At 47.0% G+C, this 16,522-nt stretch carries 11 protein-coding genes; all 11 read left to right on the forward strand.

Annotation, left to right across the window (positions count from 1 at the left end):
- Window positions 1–88: 88 nt before the first annotated feature.
- The 11 genes from gltB to tsaD all read left to right on the forward strand — a co-directional run bounded on the left by gltB (window position 89) and on the right by tsaD (window position 16,286).
- Entirely contained in the window at window positions 89–4,690 is a 4,602-nt protein-coding gene (gene gltB / locus AAHF22_RS10115) for a glutamate synthase large subunit (RefSeq protein ID WP_347324871.1), read from the forward strand.
- 882 nt (window positions 4,691–5,572) lie between these two features.
- Window positions 5,573–6,508, forward strand: a complete 936-nt coding sequence (locus tag AAHF22_RS10120; protein WP_347325007.1) for an ABC transporter ATP-binding protein — start codon at window positions 5,573–5,575, stop codon at window positions 6,506–6,508.
- A complete protein-coding gene (locus AAHF22_RS10125; RefSeq protein WP_347324872.1) occupies window positions 6,501–7,289 on the forward strand; it encodes an ABC transporter permease in 789 nt (262 codons plus the stop codon). The genes AAHF22_RS10120 and AAHF22_RS10125 overlap by 8 nt, the downstream gene beginning before the upstream one ends.
- Window positions 7,290–8,145: 856 nt before the next feature.
- Window positions 8,146–8,478 carry a PadR family transcriptional regulator gene (locus AAHF22_RS10130; RefSeq protein ID WP_347324873.1) on the forward strand — a complete coding sequence of 111 codons (333 nt, stop codon included), beginning with the start codon at window positions 8,146–8,148 and terminating at the stop codon, window positions 8,476–8,478.
- A complete protein-coding gene (locus AAHF22_RS10135; protein ID WP_347324874.1) occupies window positions 8,465–9,016 on the forward strand; it encodes a DUF2812 domain-containing protein in 552 nt (183 codons plus the stop codon). Before AAHF22_RS10130 ends, AAHF22_RS10135 begins: the two co-directional genes overlap by 14 nt.
- Before the next feature lie 583 nt (window positions 9,017–9,599).
- Window positions 9,600–10,589 (forward strand): endo-1,4-beta-xylanase, encoded by a 990-nt coding sequence (locus AAHF22_RS10140; protein ID WP_347325008.1) that lies wholly within the window; start codon window positions 9,600–9,602, stop codon window positions 10,587–10,589.
- A 1,099-nt stretch (window positions 10,590–11,688) separates the two neighbouring features.
- Window positions 11,689–13,119: a cardiolipin synthase gene (cls, locus tag AAHF22_RS10145; protein WP_347325009.1), complete on the forward strand. Its 1,431-nt coding sequence runs from the start codon at window positions 11,689–11,691 to the stop codon at window positions 13,117–13,119.
- A gap of 114 nt (window positions 13,120–13,233) precedes the next feature.
- Entirely contained in the window at window positions 13,234–13,731 is a 498-nt protein-coding gene (tsaE, locus tag AAHF22_RS10150; protein WP_347324875.1) for a tRNA (adenosine(37)-N6)-threonylcarbamoyltransferase complex ATPase subunit type 1 TsaE, read from the forward strand.
- On the forward strand, window positions 13,728–14,702 hold the full coding sequence (tsaB, locus tag AAHF22_RS10155; protein ID WP_347324876.1) for a tRNA (adenosine(37)-N6)-threonylcarbamoyltransferase complex dimerization subunit type 1 TsaB: 975 nt from the start codon (window positions 13,728–13,730) through the stop codon (window positions 14,700–14,702). The genes tsaE and tsaB overlap by 4 nt, the downstream gene beginning before the upstream one ends.
- 23 nt (window positions 14,703–14,725) lie before the next feature.
- Window positions 14,726–15,226 carry a ribosomal protein S18-alanine N-acetyltransferase gene (rimI, locus tag AAHF22_RS10160; RefSeq protein ID WP_347325010.1) on the forward strand — a complete coding sequence of 167 codons (501 nt, stop codon included), beginning with the start codon at window positions 14,726–14,728 and terminating at the stop codon, window positions 15,224–15,226.
- Window positions 15,227–15,233: 7 nt separating this feature from the next.
- On the forward strand, window positions 15,234–16,286 hold the full coding sequence (tsaD, locus tag AAHF22_RS10165) for a tRNA (adenosine(37)-N6)-threonylcarbamoyltransferase complex transferase subunit TsaD (RefSeq protein ID WP_347324877.1): 1,053 nt from the start codon (window positions 15,234–15,236) through the stop codon (window positions 16,284–16,286).
- Window positions 16,287–16,522 lie beyond the last annotated feature (236 nt).

The following is a 16,522-nucleotide window of genomic DNA, read 5'->3' on the forward strand; positions in this document are numbered from 1 at the left end:
TACCCTATCCTTAGAAGCATGTATCTTCGTCCGGCCGTCCTCTGGCTCATCTCTTGACAGTCACTTCATAATAGAAAGGTTGCGTATTATGAACATTACAGGTTTACCTCCGAAGCAGGGTCTTTATGATCCGCAGTTTGAAAAAGATGCCTGCGGTATGGGATTTACCGCGCATATTAAAGGAACACCTAGTCACCAGATTGTCAGTCAAGCACTGACCATGCTCGAAAACATGGAGCATCGCGGCGGCCAGGGAAGTGAGCCGAATTCCGGTGACGGAGCCGGGATTATGGTACAGATTCCGCATTCCTTCTTTGTAAAGGAAGCACAGGCTAATGGATTTGAATTGCCTGACAAAGGTCAGTATGGCGTAGCGATGGTATTCCTGTCCCGTGACGAGGAACTGCGTGAACGTCATGAAGCGTTGCTAAAGGACATTGTCGAGCAGGAAGGTCAAGTTTTCCTCGGTGCTCGTACCGTGCCTACCGATGACAGCACATTGGGCAAATCCGCGAAGGCGGCAAAGCCTATCGTGCGTCAGTTTTTTATCGGACGTGGCGAAACGCTGCGTCATGCAGATGAGCTTGCTTTTGAACGCAAGTTGTACGTCATTCGTAGAGTAGCAGAGCGTCAGATCCGTTATGCGGAAGCAGCAGGCGGCGAAACTTTTTACGTACCAAGTCTGTCCTGTCGTAAGGTCGTATACAAAGGCATGTTGACGACGATCCAGGTAGGCCAGTTCTATCTTGATCTGCGTGACGATGCATTTGAATCGGCGATGGCACTCGTGCACTCCCGTTTCAGTACGAACACATTCCCAAGCTGGGATCGTGCTCACCCGTATCGCTTTATGATCCACAATGGTGAGATCAATACGATGCGTGGTAACGTGAACTGGATGCATGCGCGTCAATCACTGTTTGAGAGCGAAGTATTTGGTAGCGATCTGGACAAAGTACGTCCGGTTATTAACCCGGATGGATCAGATACAGCGATGTTTGATAACACGCTTGAATTCCTGTACTTGAATGGACGTTCCCTGCCGCATGTAGCCATGATGATGGTACCCGAGCCGTGGAGTAACCACGATACGATGGATGAGAAGAAAAAAGCATTTTACCAATACCATAGCTGCCTGATGGAACCGTGGGATGGACCTGCCGCTATGGCATTCACCGATGGTATCCAGATCGGCGCGATTCTGGATCGTAATGGACTGCGTCCGGCACGTTATTATGTAACGAAGGATGACCGTATTATTCTGTCTTCTGAAGTCGGCGTACTCGATATTGCACCGGAAAATATACTATATAAAGATCGTCTTCGTCCAGGCCGTATGCTGCTGATCGACACGCAGGAAGGTCGTATTATTTCCGACGAAGAGATTAAAGAACAGATCGCTTCAGAGCATCCTTATGCGGAATGGCTAGAAGAGCATCTGGTGAATCTGGACGATGTGCCCGACGCACCGGAAGCGATTCAACCGGATCATGATAATGTACAGCAGTTACAGCTGGCATTTGGTTATACGTTTGAAGAACTGCGCAAAGTGATCGAGCCGATGGCATCGACAGGTGCAGAAGCGCTCGCTTCGATGGGTTATGATGCACCGCTGGCGGTATTGTCTGAACAGCCGCAACGTCTGTACAATTACTTTAAGCAGCTGTTTGCTCAAGTGACGAATCCGCCTATCGATGCGATTCGTGAGGAGATTGTAACGTCGACTGCGACATCGCTTGGACCGGAAGGCAATCTGCTTGATCCGCAGCCGGAAAGCTGTCGTCAGATCATTTTGAATACACCAATTTTGTCCAACGAAGAATTTGCCAAAGTGCGCCATGTGCGTCGTCCTGGCTTTAAGGCGATGACGATTCCAATTTTCTTCGAAGCGGCTAAAGGTGCAGAAGGATTGCAAGCTGCACTGGCGAATCTGTGCCAGGCGGCAGATCGTGTGATCGCTAAAGGTCATAACTTCCTCATTCTATCCGATCGCGGTATGGATAAGGAAAATGCAGCGATTCCAGCATTGCTGGCGGTTGCCTGTCTGCATCACCATTTGATTCGTCAGGGCACACGTACACGTGTCAGCCTGTTGCTGGAATCCGGCGAGCCGCGCGATATTCACCATTTCGCCTTGCTGCTCGGTTACGGTATCAGTGCGGTGAACCCGTATCTCGTATTTGAAACGATGCAGGATATGATTAAACAGGGCATGTTGCGCGGCATTTCGCATGATAAAGCTGTGAAAAACTACACTAAAGCAGTTACGAAAGGCGTCGTTAAAATCCTGTCCAAAATGGGGATTTCCACGATCCAATCGTACCGTGGTGCACAGATTTTCGAAGCGGTTGGTTTGAAGCAAGAGTTTATCGATCAATACTTTACGTGGACACCATCCCGTATCGGCGGCATCGGTCTGGACGAAGTAGCGGCAGAAGCGCTAGCTCAGCATAACCGTGCATTTACAGACAAAGACGGCAATGACCGTGTGCTTGACTCTGGTGGCGATTATCAGTGGCGTAATGACGGAGAAGAGCATATGTTCAATCCGCAAACGATCCACCTGCTCCAGCATTCCGTCCGTACCGGCGACTACAAGCTGTACAAAAAGTACGCTGCGCTGGTCGATGGGGAGAATGAGAAGCATCTGACACTGCGTTCCCTGCTCAAACTGAAACCGAATGGTGCCCCGGTGCCACTGGAAGAAGTAGAGCCGATCGAATCGATTATGAGACGTTTCAAAACAGGCGCAATGTCGTTCGGATCGATTAGTAAGGAAGCACATGAAAGTCTCGCGATTGCGATGAACCGTATTGGCGGTAAAAGTAACAGCGGTGAGGGTGGCGAAGACCCTGCACGCTTTATTCCAGATGCAAATGGCGATTCCCGTCGTAGTGCGATCAAGCAGGTCGCTTCCGGTCGTTTCGGCGTAACGTCCAACTATCTGGTCAATGCGGATGAAATTCAAATTAAAATGGCACAGGGCGCGAAACCTGGTGAAGGTGGACAATTGCCTGGCCGTAAAGTATATCCGTGGGTAGCGGAAGTTCGTCACTCGACTCCGGGTGTCGGTCTGATCTCGCCGCCTCCGCATCATGACATCTACTCGATTGAAGATCTGGCAGAATTGATCTATGATCTGAAAAATGCCAATCGTCGTGCGCGCATCAACGTGAAGCTCGTATCCGAGGTAGGTGTAGGTACAATCGCTGCTGGTGTAGCGAAAGGCCGTGCCGATGTGATCCTCGTCAGTGGATATGATGGTGGTACAGGTGCATCGCCACAAGGTTCGATCCGTCACGCGGGTCTGCCGTGGGAGCTTGGATTGGCGGAAACGCAGCAAACGCTCATTATGAACAATTTGCGTGACCGTGTCGTACTGGAAACAGACGGCAAAATGTTAAGTGGTCGTGACCTTGCAGTCGCTGCATTGCTTGGTGCAGAGGAGTATGGCTTCTCAACGGCTCCGCTCGTTTCGATCGGCTGTATTATGATGCGTGTCTGTCAAATGGACACCTGTCCAGTCGGCGTAGCAACACAGAATCCAGAGCTGCGTAAAAACTTCACCGGTGATCCAGAGCATGTCGTGAACTTTATGAAGTTCGTTGCACAGGATTTGCGTGAAATTATGGCAGAACTTGGCTTCCGTACCGTCAAAGAAATGGTAGGCCGTCTGGATTGTCTGGATGCTTCTCAAGCAGACGTACACTGGAAGAAAAAAGGTCTCGATCTGTCGGTACTGCTGCATCAGCCACAGCTTCCAGAAGGCAGCGAGCGCTTCAACGTACAGCAGCAAAACCATCTGCTGGAAGAAACGCTCGATCTGCGTCAATTGTTGCCATTGGCAGCACCTGCACTGGAAAATGGTACAGCCGTGCAAGCTGAACTGGATATTTGCAACGTCGATCGTGCGGTTGGTACGATTCTCGGTAGCGAAGTGACGCTCAAATACGGTGCAGCTGGTTTACCGGATGATACGATCTCGTTTACATTCAAAGGCTCGGCTGGACAAAGTCTGGGTGCGTTCGTACCGAAAGGGATTACACTTCGTGTCGAAGGCGACTGTAATGACTACGTCGGTAAAGGTCTGTCGGGTGGTAAAATTATCGTGAAACCCGATGCGGCAGCGACATTCGCCGCTGAAGACAATATTATTATCGGTAACACCGCACTGTACGGAGCGACAAGTGGTGAAGCGTATATTAGCGGTATCGCTGGTGAACGCTTTGCTGTACGTAACTCCGGTGCGAAAGTTGTTGTTGAAGGCGTGGGCGACCACGGCTGTGAATATATGACCGGTGGACGTGTCGTTGTACTTGGCTCGACTGGACGTAACTTTGCCGCAGGGATGTCCGGCGGAATCGCGTATGTGCTTGATCCAAGTCACGACTTTGTCGGTCGTTGCAATCTGGAAATGGTGTTGCTGGAAGATATCGAAGATGCAGACGAGCTGGCAGAGCTGCGCACGTTGATCGAGCAACATGTGAACTATACGGGCAGTGAAGCAGGGAAGCGTGTATTGGAAGATTGGGAACACCAATCGAAGGATTTCGTTCGTATCATTCCGAAAGACTACAAACGGATGCTCGAACAAATCCGCAAAGTTCACGAAAAAGGTCTAACAGGCGAAGCGGCATTGCTCGCAGCGTTTGAGGCTAATATGCGTGAACTGGCACGTTCCGGTGCGTAGTCTGTTGCAAGCTCTTGGCATGCTGCTGGCATTGTTTGAAGTATTTGAATAGTGCTGGTCATCGACCTTAGATAGCATTACATGTGGAACCCGCTTTATGCAGTAGTTGTCATCACGATAGCTGCTGTGTAGAGACGGGTTCTTTTTGTATCAAACGTAGGGTATGTTACAATAAAGGCGCTACAGCGGAAGTGGAGATGTAAACAGAAATGAAGATGTGGATACAAATACAAATGAAGATGTATTCGTCTATGCAAATGAATGACTCTCTTTAATACATCAACACATCATACCGCCAAAGCTACTGCAAAGCGTTGTTCGCTTGCCAAGTGTCCGGTGCTGTAATGTAAGAAGAGGTAGAATTGCACCTTATGCAATAGACAAGATGCCGTACAGAAAGCCGTAAGTAGCAAGTTCGTTAAAAGTCAGTCGTATCGTTTTATGTACATATTTAGCGCTGTAATGAACATGCAGCACGTATTCGAAAGGGGCCAGATGATGATCGTACATGTTAAGCAGCCACGCACATTATGTCAGCAGCCAGATGGTAGACCCGAAGGTAATTCATATTCAGGGCAAAAGAATACGGACACCACGTCTCATCATCAGTCAAACAACGCTGATACAACGCCCCATAACCAACCAAACGACGCCGACATCACGCCGTACAGCCAACTGGAGAAGGCTAATGCAATGTCTTCTCCTACGAGCGAACAGCAGCATACAGAACAACAGTATACAGCACGTTCTCTACACTCCTCTTCCACTACAGGCATGAATGAGAAGAATACAGGCATGGCTAACGCGATGTCTAATGGCGCTTTATCGAATGGCACTATATCTAATGAAAATATATCCAATGACACCACATCAAATGGCACGATCGATCGTCTTGCCGCGCCGGTCGTACAATTTCGCGGCGTTACGAAAAAAATAGGCTCTAAAACGATTATCGATAATTTAACGCTGGATGTACCCGCAGGCTGTGTGTTTGGCTTTCTGGGACCTAATGGTTCAGGCAAGACAACGACCATCCGTATGCTTGTCGGCCTGATGTCTCCCACCTCAGGCGATATTCGTATTGAAGGTCAGAGCATTCGGACGCATTTTGAGCAAGCGATCAGCAAAGTAGGCGCAATCGTCGAAAATCCGGAAATGTACAAATATATGACTGGCTACCAAAATCTAATGCATTATGCACGCATGTCACCTGGTGTGACAAAGGAGCGGATTGCCGAAGTGGTTGATTTTGTCGGACTTGGCGGACGTGTCCGTGATCGCGTGAGCACGTATTCGCTCGGTATGAGGCAGCGTCTTGGCGTAGCACAGGCGTTGCTGCATCGTCCACGCTTGCTCGTGCTTGATGAGCCGACCAATGGTCTTGATCCACAGGGCATCCGGGAGCTACGTGATTACTTACGCGCGCTTAGTCGCGAGCAGGGGACGACGGTGTTTGTATCCAGTCATCTGTTATCGGAAATGGAGCTAATGTGTGATACCGTTGCGGTAATTAATGGCGGGCGTTTGGTGGATGTGCGTCATTTGCATGGACAGCCTACAGCGCATACGTCAGCTACGGAAGAATTGATTACGGTTCGGTTTGAAACCGATCAGGCGGAAACGGTACATGCTCTCATACCGGGTAGTTATGTCGAAGGAAGCAGTTGTGTGGCTCGGGCGACTCGTGCTGACATTGCGCGCTTTAACGCACAGCTCGTACAGCAAGGTGTTGCCGTATACGGGATCATTCCGATGCGTCAGACGCTGGAAGATCAATTCCTGGCGATGACACGTGAAGGTGGTGTGCGCCATGATTAATTTTATCCAGCTCATCTGGAATGAAATGCTCAAAATTGTACTACGTATTTCCAACTGGGTGATGCTAATTATATTGCTCATTTTGTCACCGTCGCTGTTAATTTTGCTGCGTTTAGGCGATTATCCGAACCATGCATTAATGGCCTTTCAGGATTCATTTGCGATGTTTTTTCTGGTGGTGCTGTTCATGCTTATTGTCGCCTCGGAATCGGTTGCAAGTGAGTTTACGAGCGGTACAATCAAGCTATTGCTCATTCGCCCGTGGCAACGCTGGAAAATTTTATGCTCCAAGTTTCTAGCTATGGCGATATTTCTACTCATCTTAACGATCATCTTCTCACTGGTAAATCTGGCAGTATCATACATGCTATTTTCGAAAAATGGGACTAGTCTGCCGTATGGGGCAGCAACGGCACTGGAAAGTAATCTGATGTTAGAAATCGTATACGCCTTGATCCGAGCGCTCATGCTGGCAAGCTTTGCCTTTATGTTGTCTGCATTGTTCCGTTCATCCGCGGTGGCGATCACATTATCGATGCTGTTATATTTCTCTGGAACGATCACCAACAGCCTGCTACGTTTCTTGTTAAAGCCGGAAGATTATTGGATTACGAAATATTTGCTGTTTACGAATCTCGATCTAACGCAGTATTTCTCTAATCCGACCGGTAGCTTTGGTGTAACATCGGTAGGATGGTCGCTGTTTATTATGGCGGTGTATTTTGTAATTTTCGCGCTCATTTCGTGGGTGTCCTTTTCGAAACGAGATGTGCGTGCATAATGGACAGACAGATGAGTGACAGCTGAACAAACGGACGAGGAAGAGCTGGACAGGCGGATGAGTGACAGTTGGACAGACAGGCCTATGATGGAGAGACGGTAGTTATCATCTAGGGTATGGTGTCTGCGTTCCTATTCGTCATTTCAAATATTTCGTAATGGACACAGTTGCTCACTCTCATTTTCTGTGATCGCTTATCGTATTTATCTTCTTATTCTGTTCGCAGCGATCGGTGCTCGATAGACTCGGTTTGCGTGCACAACCCGGTATCTGGGCGGAGATTATGTTGCGTGTTAAAGCTCGTTTAAGCGCTTATTCAAAAGGATGCTCGTACACAAATAACGTTTAAAGTTGCTTCCAATCTTGATCTATAAGCATGCCAGCACACGAGCAAAAATCATATTTAACTTGGTCACAGTGCTAGTAAGTTGACCGCGTTAAATATGGATTGTGCTAGGCTACAGCAAACATAAGTTCATGCTAGGATACAAGTGTATTTTGCATAAAGTGGAGTCGGTTAGATTTTAATTTAAGCGGGTCAAGGTACTGGTATACGTTTACGGTTTAGAATTTATATTCGTTAAGCCTTCTGTCTCTTGTACAGAAGGTTTTTTATATTGTGTTGATGTTGTGTTTTGATCGGATGCAACGATCATGCGTTACATCTTATCGTAACGATCCTAATATCGTAACGACTCTAATATCGTAAACAGCTCAAATTTGAGTGCTAATTTACTATCGAATACGGTGATTTCATACAGATTCTCTTGATTTACTATATCGAGCCGTGATATAGTTGTTTCAGATCACTATATCGCGTCACGATATAGTTGAGTGAAAGAAAGCGGTGAAACGGATGAACGACAAAATACGAAGTTATTTGCCAATGACTGAGACAGCCTTTTACATTTTACTTACTTTGCAACAGGTTCGGTACGGCTATGGCATTATGCAGGATGTCGAAGCTTTAACAAAAGGACGCATCAAACTAGGCGCAGGCACAATTTATGGTAGTCTGTCTCGTATGGAAAAGGATGGCCTGATCAAGGTAGTCGGGGAGGAAAATCGACGTAAATCATACATAGCGACAGAGTTGGGGAGCGAACTACTGCGACAGGAAATAGCTCGTATTAGCGAGCAGTACCATAATGCGATGCAAATGGAGGGGATGAATGATGAGCAGCACTAAACGTGTCTTTCGCTGGTGGTGGATCTGGCAGTCAGAGAAGATGGAAGAATGGATCGAAGCGCAAGAACAGCAGGGATGGCATCTCGTCAAAGTAAAGCCAAGCTTAATGACGTTTTATTTTGAAAAGGGTAATCCGCGTACGATCCGATATGTGTTTGATTATCAGAACAAAGTGAACGAGGATTATACAGCGTTATATGAGGATGCAGGCTGGGAACGATTGAATAACGGTCGCAACAACTGGTATTTATGGCGAAAGTCGTATCCAGCAGACCAGCCGGACGCTCGCCCGGAAATCTATTCGGATATCGAGTCGGTCATTCAGCGCAATGATCGTATGAAGAAAACATTAATTACCGTCGGTCTCATCCTAGTTCCTATTCTGGTCATCAATATGATTGCGCAGCAGTTATGGCAGGTTCGTTTAGCTTTGATCGTCTCGTATGCGTTGACCTGGCTTATATTTGTGTATGGAATCAATCGTCTAGGTGCTCAAAATCGTAGATTGCGTTCACGATCAATTTCGTCTAATCGGTAGATAAACATGCTTTTTCGGAGCATTAACATTAACAAAACAAGCTACGCTCACGTGTAAACGGAGTGTAGCTTGTTCATTTTATTATATAAATAGCCGATACTTTATAAGAAAAGGCAGTACAAATTGTACTTCATTATTTTTATAGTTCGACGCTACAGGCAATGTACATACAGTAACAATGGATGATATAAAATCCTTTTCAAATACAAACATGTCGATGTTTACAGATACACCTATCCGAAATAAACTAGCCGGATTGTTCACTTTTTCATCTTGAAATATAGGCACAAATTAAAGTCTGAACATCCCCTCCATATCACTCGAAAATCGACCTTCCATATTATCTGATTTAAGGCATAAATGACGTTTTTCTTTGTTCTATACGATACATATAGAATCGCTCTATATATGTCGTTATGTTTATAGCGAAATTGAGAAGCTGAGATGCTAATATTGCAAATGTAAGCGCTTATCTCATATTTTGGTAATTATTGTGAAGTCTACATGGATCATCAGTATACCTGGAGGAGGAAATGAAGTGTCGAAAAAGTCGAAGTTATGGAAAGTGATTGGAACGGTAGCCATGACAGGGGTGCTCTGCACCACGTTCATGTCGGAGTATAGCTATGCCAGTCTTACGAATGGCAGTAAGTTTCTAGGGAATATTATTGCAGGCAGTGTCCCGTCCAGCTACGGTACATACTGGAATCAGGTGACTCCAGAAAACTCCACCAAATGGGGAGCCGTGGAAGGTACTCGTAATTCAATGAACTGGGTTCAGGCGGATATGGCGTATAACTATGCGCAGAGCAAAGGCTATCCGTTCAAATTTCATACACTGGTCTGGGGCAGTCAGGAACCAGGCTGGGTGAAAAATCTGTCCGCATCCGAGCAGAAAGCCGAAGTGACGCAATGGATTCAGCTTGCCGGTCAAAAATATGGCAAATCTGCGTTTGTCGATGTAGTCAACGAGCCATTTCATGCTAAGCCATCGTATAGCAATGCGATCGGTGGAGACGGTGCGACAGGCTGGGATTGGATCATCTGGTCATTCCAGCAGGCGAGACAGCAATTCCCTAATTCTAAGCTATTAATTAATGAATATGGTGTCATTGGCGATCCTGCGCTGGCTGATCGCTATGTGAACATCATTAACATTTTGAAAAGTCGCGGTTTGATCGATGGAATCGGTATTCAATGTCACCACTTTAATATGAATAACGTATCGACAAGCACGATGACTACGGTACTGAACAAATTAGGCGCAACTGGACTGCCAATCTACGTATCCGAACTGGATATGTCCGGTGACGATGCTACTCAACTGGCACGCTACAAAGAAAAATTCCCTGTTCTCTGGAACCATCCTTCCGTTAAAGGGGTAACACTATGGGGGTACATCCAGAACCAAACATGGGAGCCAAACACCCATCTGCTGAACAGTAACGGCACCGAACGCCCAGCCCTTAAATGGCTAAAACAGTTCTTCGGTCAATCGGTCATGGCTGAAGGCCAATCCGTCATGCTGGAAAAAGACAGCATGCAACCCGCTGAAGAGACCGTACAGCAATAATGGCATTGCGGCGGTACTATGCAGACAGGAATGCAATAGCATAAGCGTTAATCCGCTGCGAAATGAATACTATAGCATCATCGTTGATCCACTGCGAAATGAATACCTTCTTGTAGGTCTATCTACTTTGTCGTTCGATCCCCCTCAAAAACTACAAGTAAATAGAAAACTGCATGTATAGGATAAACAACTACAGGGTAAACGACGATGATGAAGATCATTCACAGCAGGGTATCAACCGCTTCTCCTATGATGCCATGTATCCTATTGTCTATCGTATGTCCTTGCCGCTCGTGCTACTGTCTAATTCAATACATGATTTAAATGAAAAAAGCACAGATATGATTTTAAAAATGAAGCATAATTCTAAACGCAAAATATCACTTCAAAAGCATCAGCTTGCCCACTAAAGGGAAGCTGATGCTTTTTTCATAAAAGGCTTACCTTGTGGTGCTAGCTGCACACAAAATAGCCTTGCTCAGAAAAATATCCAAAATGGAAGTGACCAGCCCCATTTTAAAAAGTGGATGTGCGCTTAATCCGTCGTTTTGAACTGACGTGCATTCGCTCTAAATATTGATCTAGGTTTGAGGTGCAGAACGATGGCAGTTTGCTTACATAGTAACCTTTAGAAAATAGGGATGATTCAAGCGTAACTTGAACGATCGCTACGGATAAGGACTTATATCACTTCAATAGTGTATAAAAGCTTGTACATGTTTGGATGCCATGCTGAAAGGCGGGAAGGAAATAAGGTAAAGGACGACTTACAGTACTAGCGATTTTCTAACACGGGAATCTATCATGTACTCCTAATCCGTAGATTCCTATGTAAGACCAGAGTCCGTCCCTTATTCCTTGCCGGAGTGGTTGAAGCATCCCAGCACAAGTTTATACACGCCCTATCATTTCATTTGACCTTCCCTTCAAACACTACAAACAATCCCAATGTATCATTAGCTTGCCAAGTTGGTTATATGTTAATGATAAATGATCACCAAATCACCATCAGTTTGATCTTCGTTTCTGATATGATATTGTTTGCATAGAGAAGATGCCTGTTGGACGGGTGAAAGGGAGAAAGGAAGGCGCACCGAGTATGATCTGGTTGTTATTATTATGTATTGTATTTATTAGCCAGTGCGGCATTATATTGTTATTAGAGTTCCATTCGCCTACGAAGGCGGTAGCCTGGCTGTTTATTTCATATTGCGTTCCTTTTTTAGGATTCGTTATATACTATTTTGTCGCACGGAATTATCGGAGTAGGCGTACCATTCGTAAAAAGGGAACTATTTTATTCCGTGAATTACGCAGTCGTTTATGGAGTCAGGCAGCTGTGATCCAGTCTGTAGATATGATGGGCAATCCCGAATTTCATACGCAGAGCAGACTGTTTTCGTTATTGTCGCATTTGACCGAAAATCCAATTACTGCATGCAGTGAAATTGAAGTGCTGACCGATGGTGAGGCAACGTATACGGCAATGCTGCATGCACTGGAGCAGGCACAGCATCATATTCATATTCAATTTTATATTTTCCGCGAGGATGATATCGGTCAGCGGTTTACGGATATTCTCGTGCGCAAGGCGCAAGCCGGTGTAAAGGTGCGTATGATGTGTGATGGACTTGGTAGCTATCATTTAAAAGATCGTTTTGTACGTCAGCTGAAGGAGGCAGGCATCGAATTTTACTTTTTCCTGCCACCGTTTACTTCATTCATTCAGCGCGAAGTCAATTACCGGAATCACCGCAAAATACTCGTGATCGATGGTGAGATCGGCTTTATCGGTGGCTTGAATATCGGGGACGATTATCTCGGTCACGATCCGAAGCTGGGTTACTGGCGCGATACGCATTTGCAAGTGCGTGGAGATACGGTGTACTTTTTGCAAATTGTGTTTCTGGAAGATTGGGAGTTTGCTTCCGGTCAGCGAATTACAGATTCGATCTATTTTCCTGCGCATCAATGTGCCGGTAGTGAGCGTGCGCTAATCGTCGCCAGTGGGCCGGATCGCAACTGGAATGCGATTCAGGAAATGTGTTTTAGCGCGCTGGCGGTAGCGAAGCGACGGATCTGTATTACGACGCCTTATTTTATCCCTGATCAGAGTATTTATGCCGCTTTGAAAACAGCAGCGATTAGCGGCGTGGAAGTCGATATTATTATTCCGAAAGTGTCCGATTCTCAAGTTGTCCAGTATGCGTCCCTATCGTATCTGGAAGAGCTAATGCGTGTCGGTGTGCGTGTACATCAATATGAAAAAGGCTTTGTGCACGCCAAAATTGTCATTATCGATGATCTGCTCGCTTCGGTAGGCACCGCCAATATGGATATGCGTAGCTTTTACAGCAATTTTGAATTGTCGGCAGTGCTATTTGAGCAGGAGACGATTGAGCGGTTGATGGACGATTTTCGTCGTGATTTGCAGGCAAGTCGTAAAATTAATTATCATGAATTTATCCGCCGCCCTCGTACACAGAAAACGATGGAAACCTTATCACGTATGCTGTCGCCCCTACTGTAAAAATGCAGCAGAGGGCTGAAGTGAGCGGTGAATGTGGTATACTGGGAATAAGAATCAATAAACAAGATGCATGATCGATCGCTGCTGTGATCGTGTTGCATGATGGAGGGTCATATGGCACAATCATTGCCTCAGCAGACGGCAGATTTTACGAGCCGCAGTCTGGAGGATACCGAGCGACTGGCTGCTTTTCTGGCAAGTCGCGCGTTTCCGGGCACAATGATCACGCTGGATGGTGATCTGGGTGCAGGTAAAACGCATTTTTCCAAAGCGTTTGCGAAGCATCTGGGTGTTGCTGGCATGGTCAATAGCCCTACGTTTACGATTATTAAGGAGTACGAGGGTCGTATGCCCTTTTACCATATGGATGTGTACCGTATTCATGAAGACGAGGCGGCTGAGTTGGGACTGGACGAATACTTTTTCGGACAGGGCGCTACGCTGGTGGAGTGGTCGAGCCGAATTGAAGACCTGTTGCCCGAGCAGCGATTGTCACTTCATATTACGGTTAATGCAGATGATAGCCGCACCATCGTGTGCGAAGGATATGGTGACCCTTATGGAGACTGGTGCACCGAGTTAAAACAGAATGGAGTCAATGACAATTCATGAGTGAAATGAACGAACAGCCGCGTAAGCGGTTTTTAGTTTTGGATACATCAACAGCCGCACAAGTAGTTGCTGTGATGGATGAAGAGAATGTACTGGCGGCGGAAAGCAGTAATGCGGATCGTAACCATTCGGTAGGTTTGATGGATAGCATCGCTCGTATGCTGGATGCAGCATCGGTATCACGCCGTGAGCTGGATGGCATCGCCGTTGGCGTGGGTCCTGGCTCGTATACAGGGATTCGGATTGCTGTTACTACAGCGAAAACGCTAGCATGGACGCTACAATTACCGGTTGCCGGCTTTTCCAGTCTGGCAGCACTGGCGCTGAGCGGATATCGTCAGGCAGGGAGCAGTAGCGAATCTACGACAGCGGTAAAGCAATCTTCTACACGCATGGAGGCGCTAGATCACGGATCTACTGAGGATGCCATTCATCATACTGGCGAGCAATCTTCTACAATTGCGAATGCACAGTATGATGAAACTGAAACACAACCTATTGAAACTACAGGGCATACAGCTCACCTGACTACCGATACGCAGCAGATGCCGTCAGCCGTTACCACAAGCTGGATCGTACCGCTGATGGATGCACGTCGAGGTCAGGTGTATACCGGACTATTCACCACGACCGGCACCGGCGTACTGGTATGTGTAGAAGCCGATCGGATCGTACTGATGGACGACTGGATGGATCAACTGATTGAGCGTTATGATGCGCTATCCGAGCAAGAACGTCCATCCTCTATATATATCGTAGGCGATACAGCGCTGCATGAGCAGCGTGCGGCGAAGCTGGCTGAGCTTGCAGGGGATCGTGTAATCCTTTTCGCTTGCAGTCTGGAAGCGGAAGATGCAGGTATGGTAGGAGCGGCAGCATTGCTGTCAGGGCAAAGTGAGCCTGCGCATACGTTATTGCCCAATTATACGCAGCTGTCAGAGGCGGAAGCCAATCTGCTGCGTCATTCATAATGAAAGGACGTGCTGCTGTGGCCATGTTATCGGAGCAGGGGGAAGAACATCCGGTTCTTCGCCAGATGAGTATGGACGATTTACCCGCCATTATTGAAATTGAGCATGAAGCGTTCACCCTTCCCTGGACAGAGGAGGCGTTTCGCAATGAGCTGACGATGAACCATTTTGCCAGATATATGGTGCTGGAACTAAACGGTTATATTGTCGCTTATGCAGGCATGTGGACGATTATGGATGAAGCACATGTGACGAATATTGCCGTTCGTGAAGCCTATCGTGGTAGAGGGCTGGGCGAGCTACTGCTGGTGCGGATGATGGAATGGGCAATCGAGCTAGGTATGATTCGAATGACGCTGGAAGTACGGGTAACGAATGAGCCGGCACAAAATCTGTATCGTAAGCTAGGCTTTACCAGTGCAGGGGTGCGCAAGGCGTATTATTCGGACAATAATGAAGATGCACTGATTATGTGGTGTGAACTCCCTGTGGATGGGGAGTCTGGAAATGGGAAGGAAGCGTGAACGATAGATGATGCAACAGGAACACCAGGAATCGGTGTGTAATATACTGGCGATTGAGACGAGTTGTGATGAAACGTCGGTCGCGATTGTACAAAATGGGAAGCATGTGCTGTCCAATCTAGTATCCAGCCAGATCGAGACGCACAAAGCTTTTGGCGGTGTTGTGCCAGAGGTCGCTTCACGTAAACATGTAGAGACGATCACATTGATGATTGAGCAAGCGGTCGAGCAGTCTGGTCTGACACTGGACGATATTTCCGCCGTAGCGGTGACAGAAGGTCCCGGACTGGTTGGTGCACTGCTCGTTGGCATTATGGCAGCGAAAAGTGTAGCTTTTGCGCTGGATAAACCGCTGATCGGTACACATCATATTGCCGGACATATTTATGCTAACAATTTGACGGCAAATATTGTCTATCCAGCATTGGCGCTAGTCGTGTCCGGTGGACATACCGAGCTAGTACTGCTGGAGCGTGAAGGACAATTTCGTCTGATCGGCAGCACTCGTGATGATGCAGTAGGCGAAGCGTATGACAAAGTTGCTCGTGCGCTGGGCTTCCCGTATCCAGGCGGTCCTTATGTGGATCGATTGGCGATGGAGGCAGAGTCAGCAGTCGAGCTTCCGCGTGCATGGCTGGAACCGGATTCGTATGATTTTAGCCTGAGCGGTTTAAAGTCTGCTGTCTTAAATGTAGTCAATCAGAAAAAAATGCGTGGCGAGGAGCCGATGATTGCGGAAATTGCGCGCGGCTTTCAAGAATCGGTCGTGGAAGTGCTGGTCGAAAAGGCGATTCGCGCGGTGAGAGCGTACGATGTGCGTCAATTGCTGCTGTGCGGTGGTGTAGCTGTGAATAAAGGACTGCGCCGTACATTAACCGAACGCTGCCATCATGAAGGGATTGAACTGCTCATTCCGCCATTTGAATATTGTACCGATAATGCGGCGATGATCGGTGCTGCTGCTTATTTAAAATGGAAAACTGGCGAATTTTCCGATTTGCGCATCAAAGGCGATCCGTCGCTATCACTTGAAAAGTGGTCAACCGTATCGATCGGTTAATCGCAGCGTTCAACATTAAATCATATACGGGTATTAAATCACGATCATAAACCATGTCAAATAAGACCGTAATAGCAGAGAGCAATACGCTGCTATTACGGTCTTATTTTTGATAGTAAAGAAGAATACGCTGCTATATACGGTCTTATTTGTGATAGCAGGGAGGAACATGCTGCTATATGAGGAACATGCTGCTAGATACAGCCTTATTTGTGATAGCACTATCCTTCTCATCG

It is taken from the genome of Paenibacillus wenxiniae (genome assembly GCF_039822605.1).
Classification (GTDB): Bacteria; Bacillota; Bacilli; order Paenibacillales; family Paenibacillaceae; genus Saccharibacillus; species Saccharibacillus wenxiniae.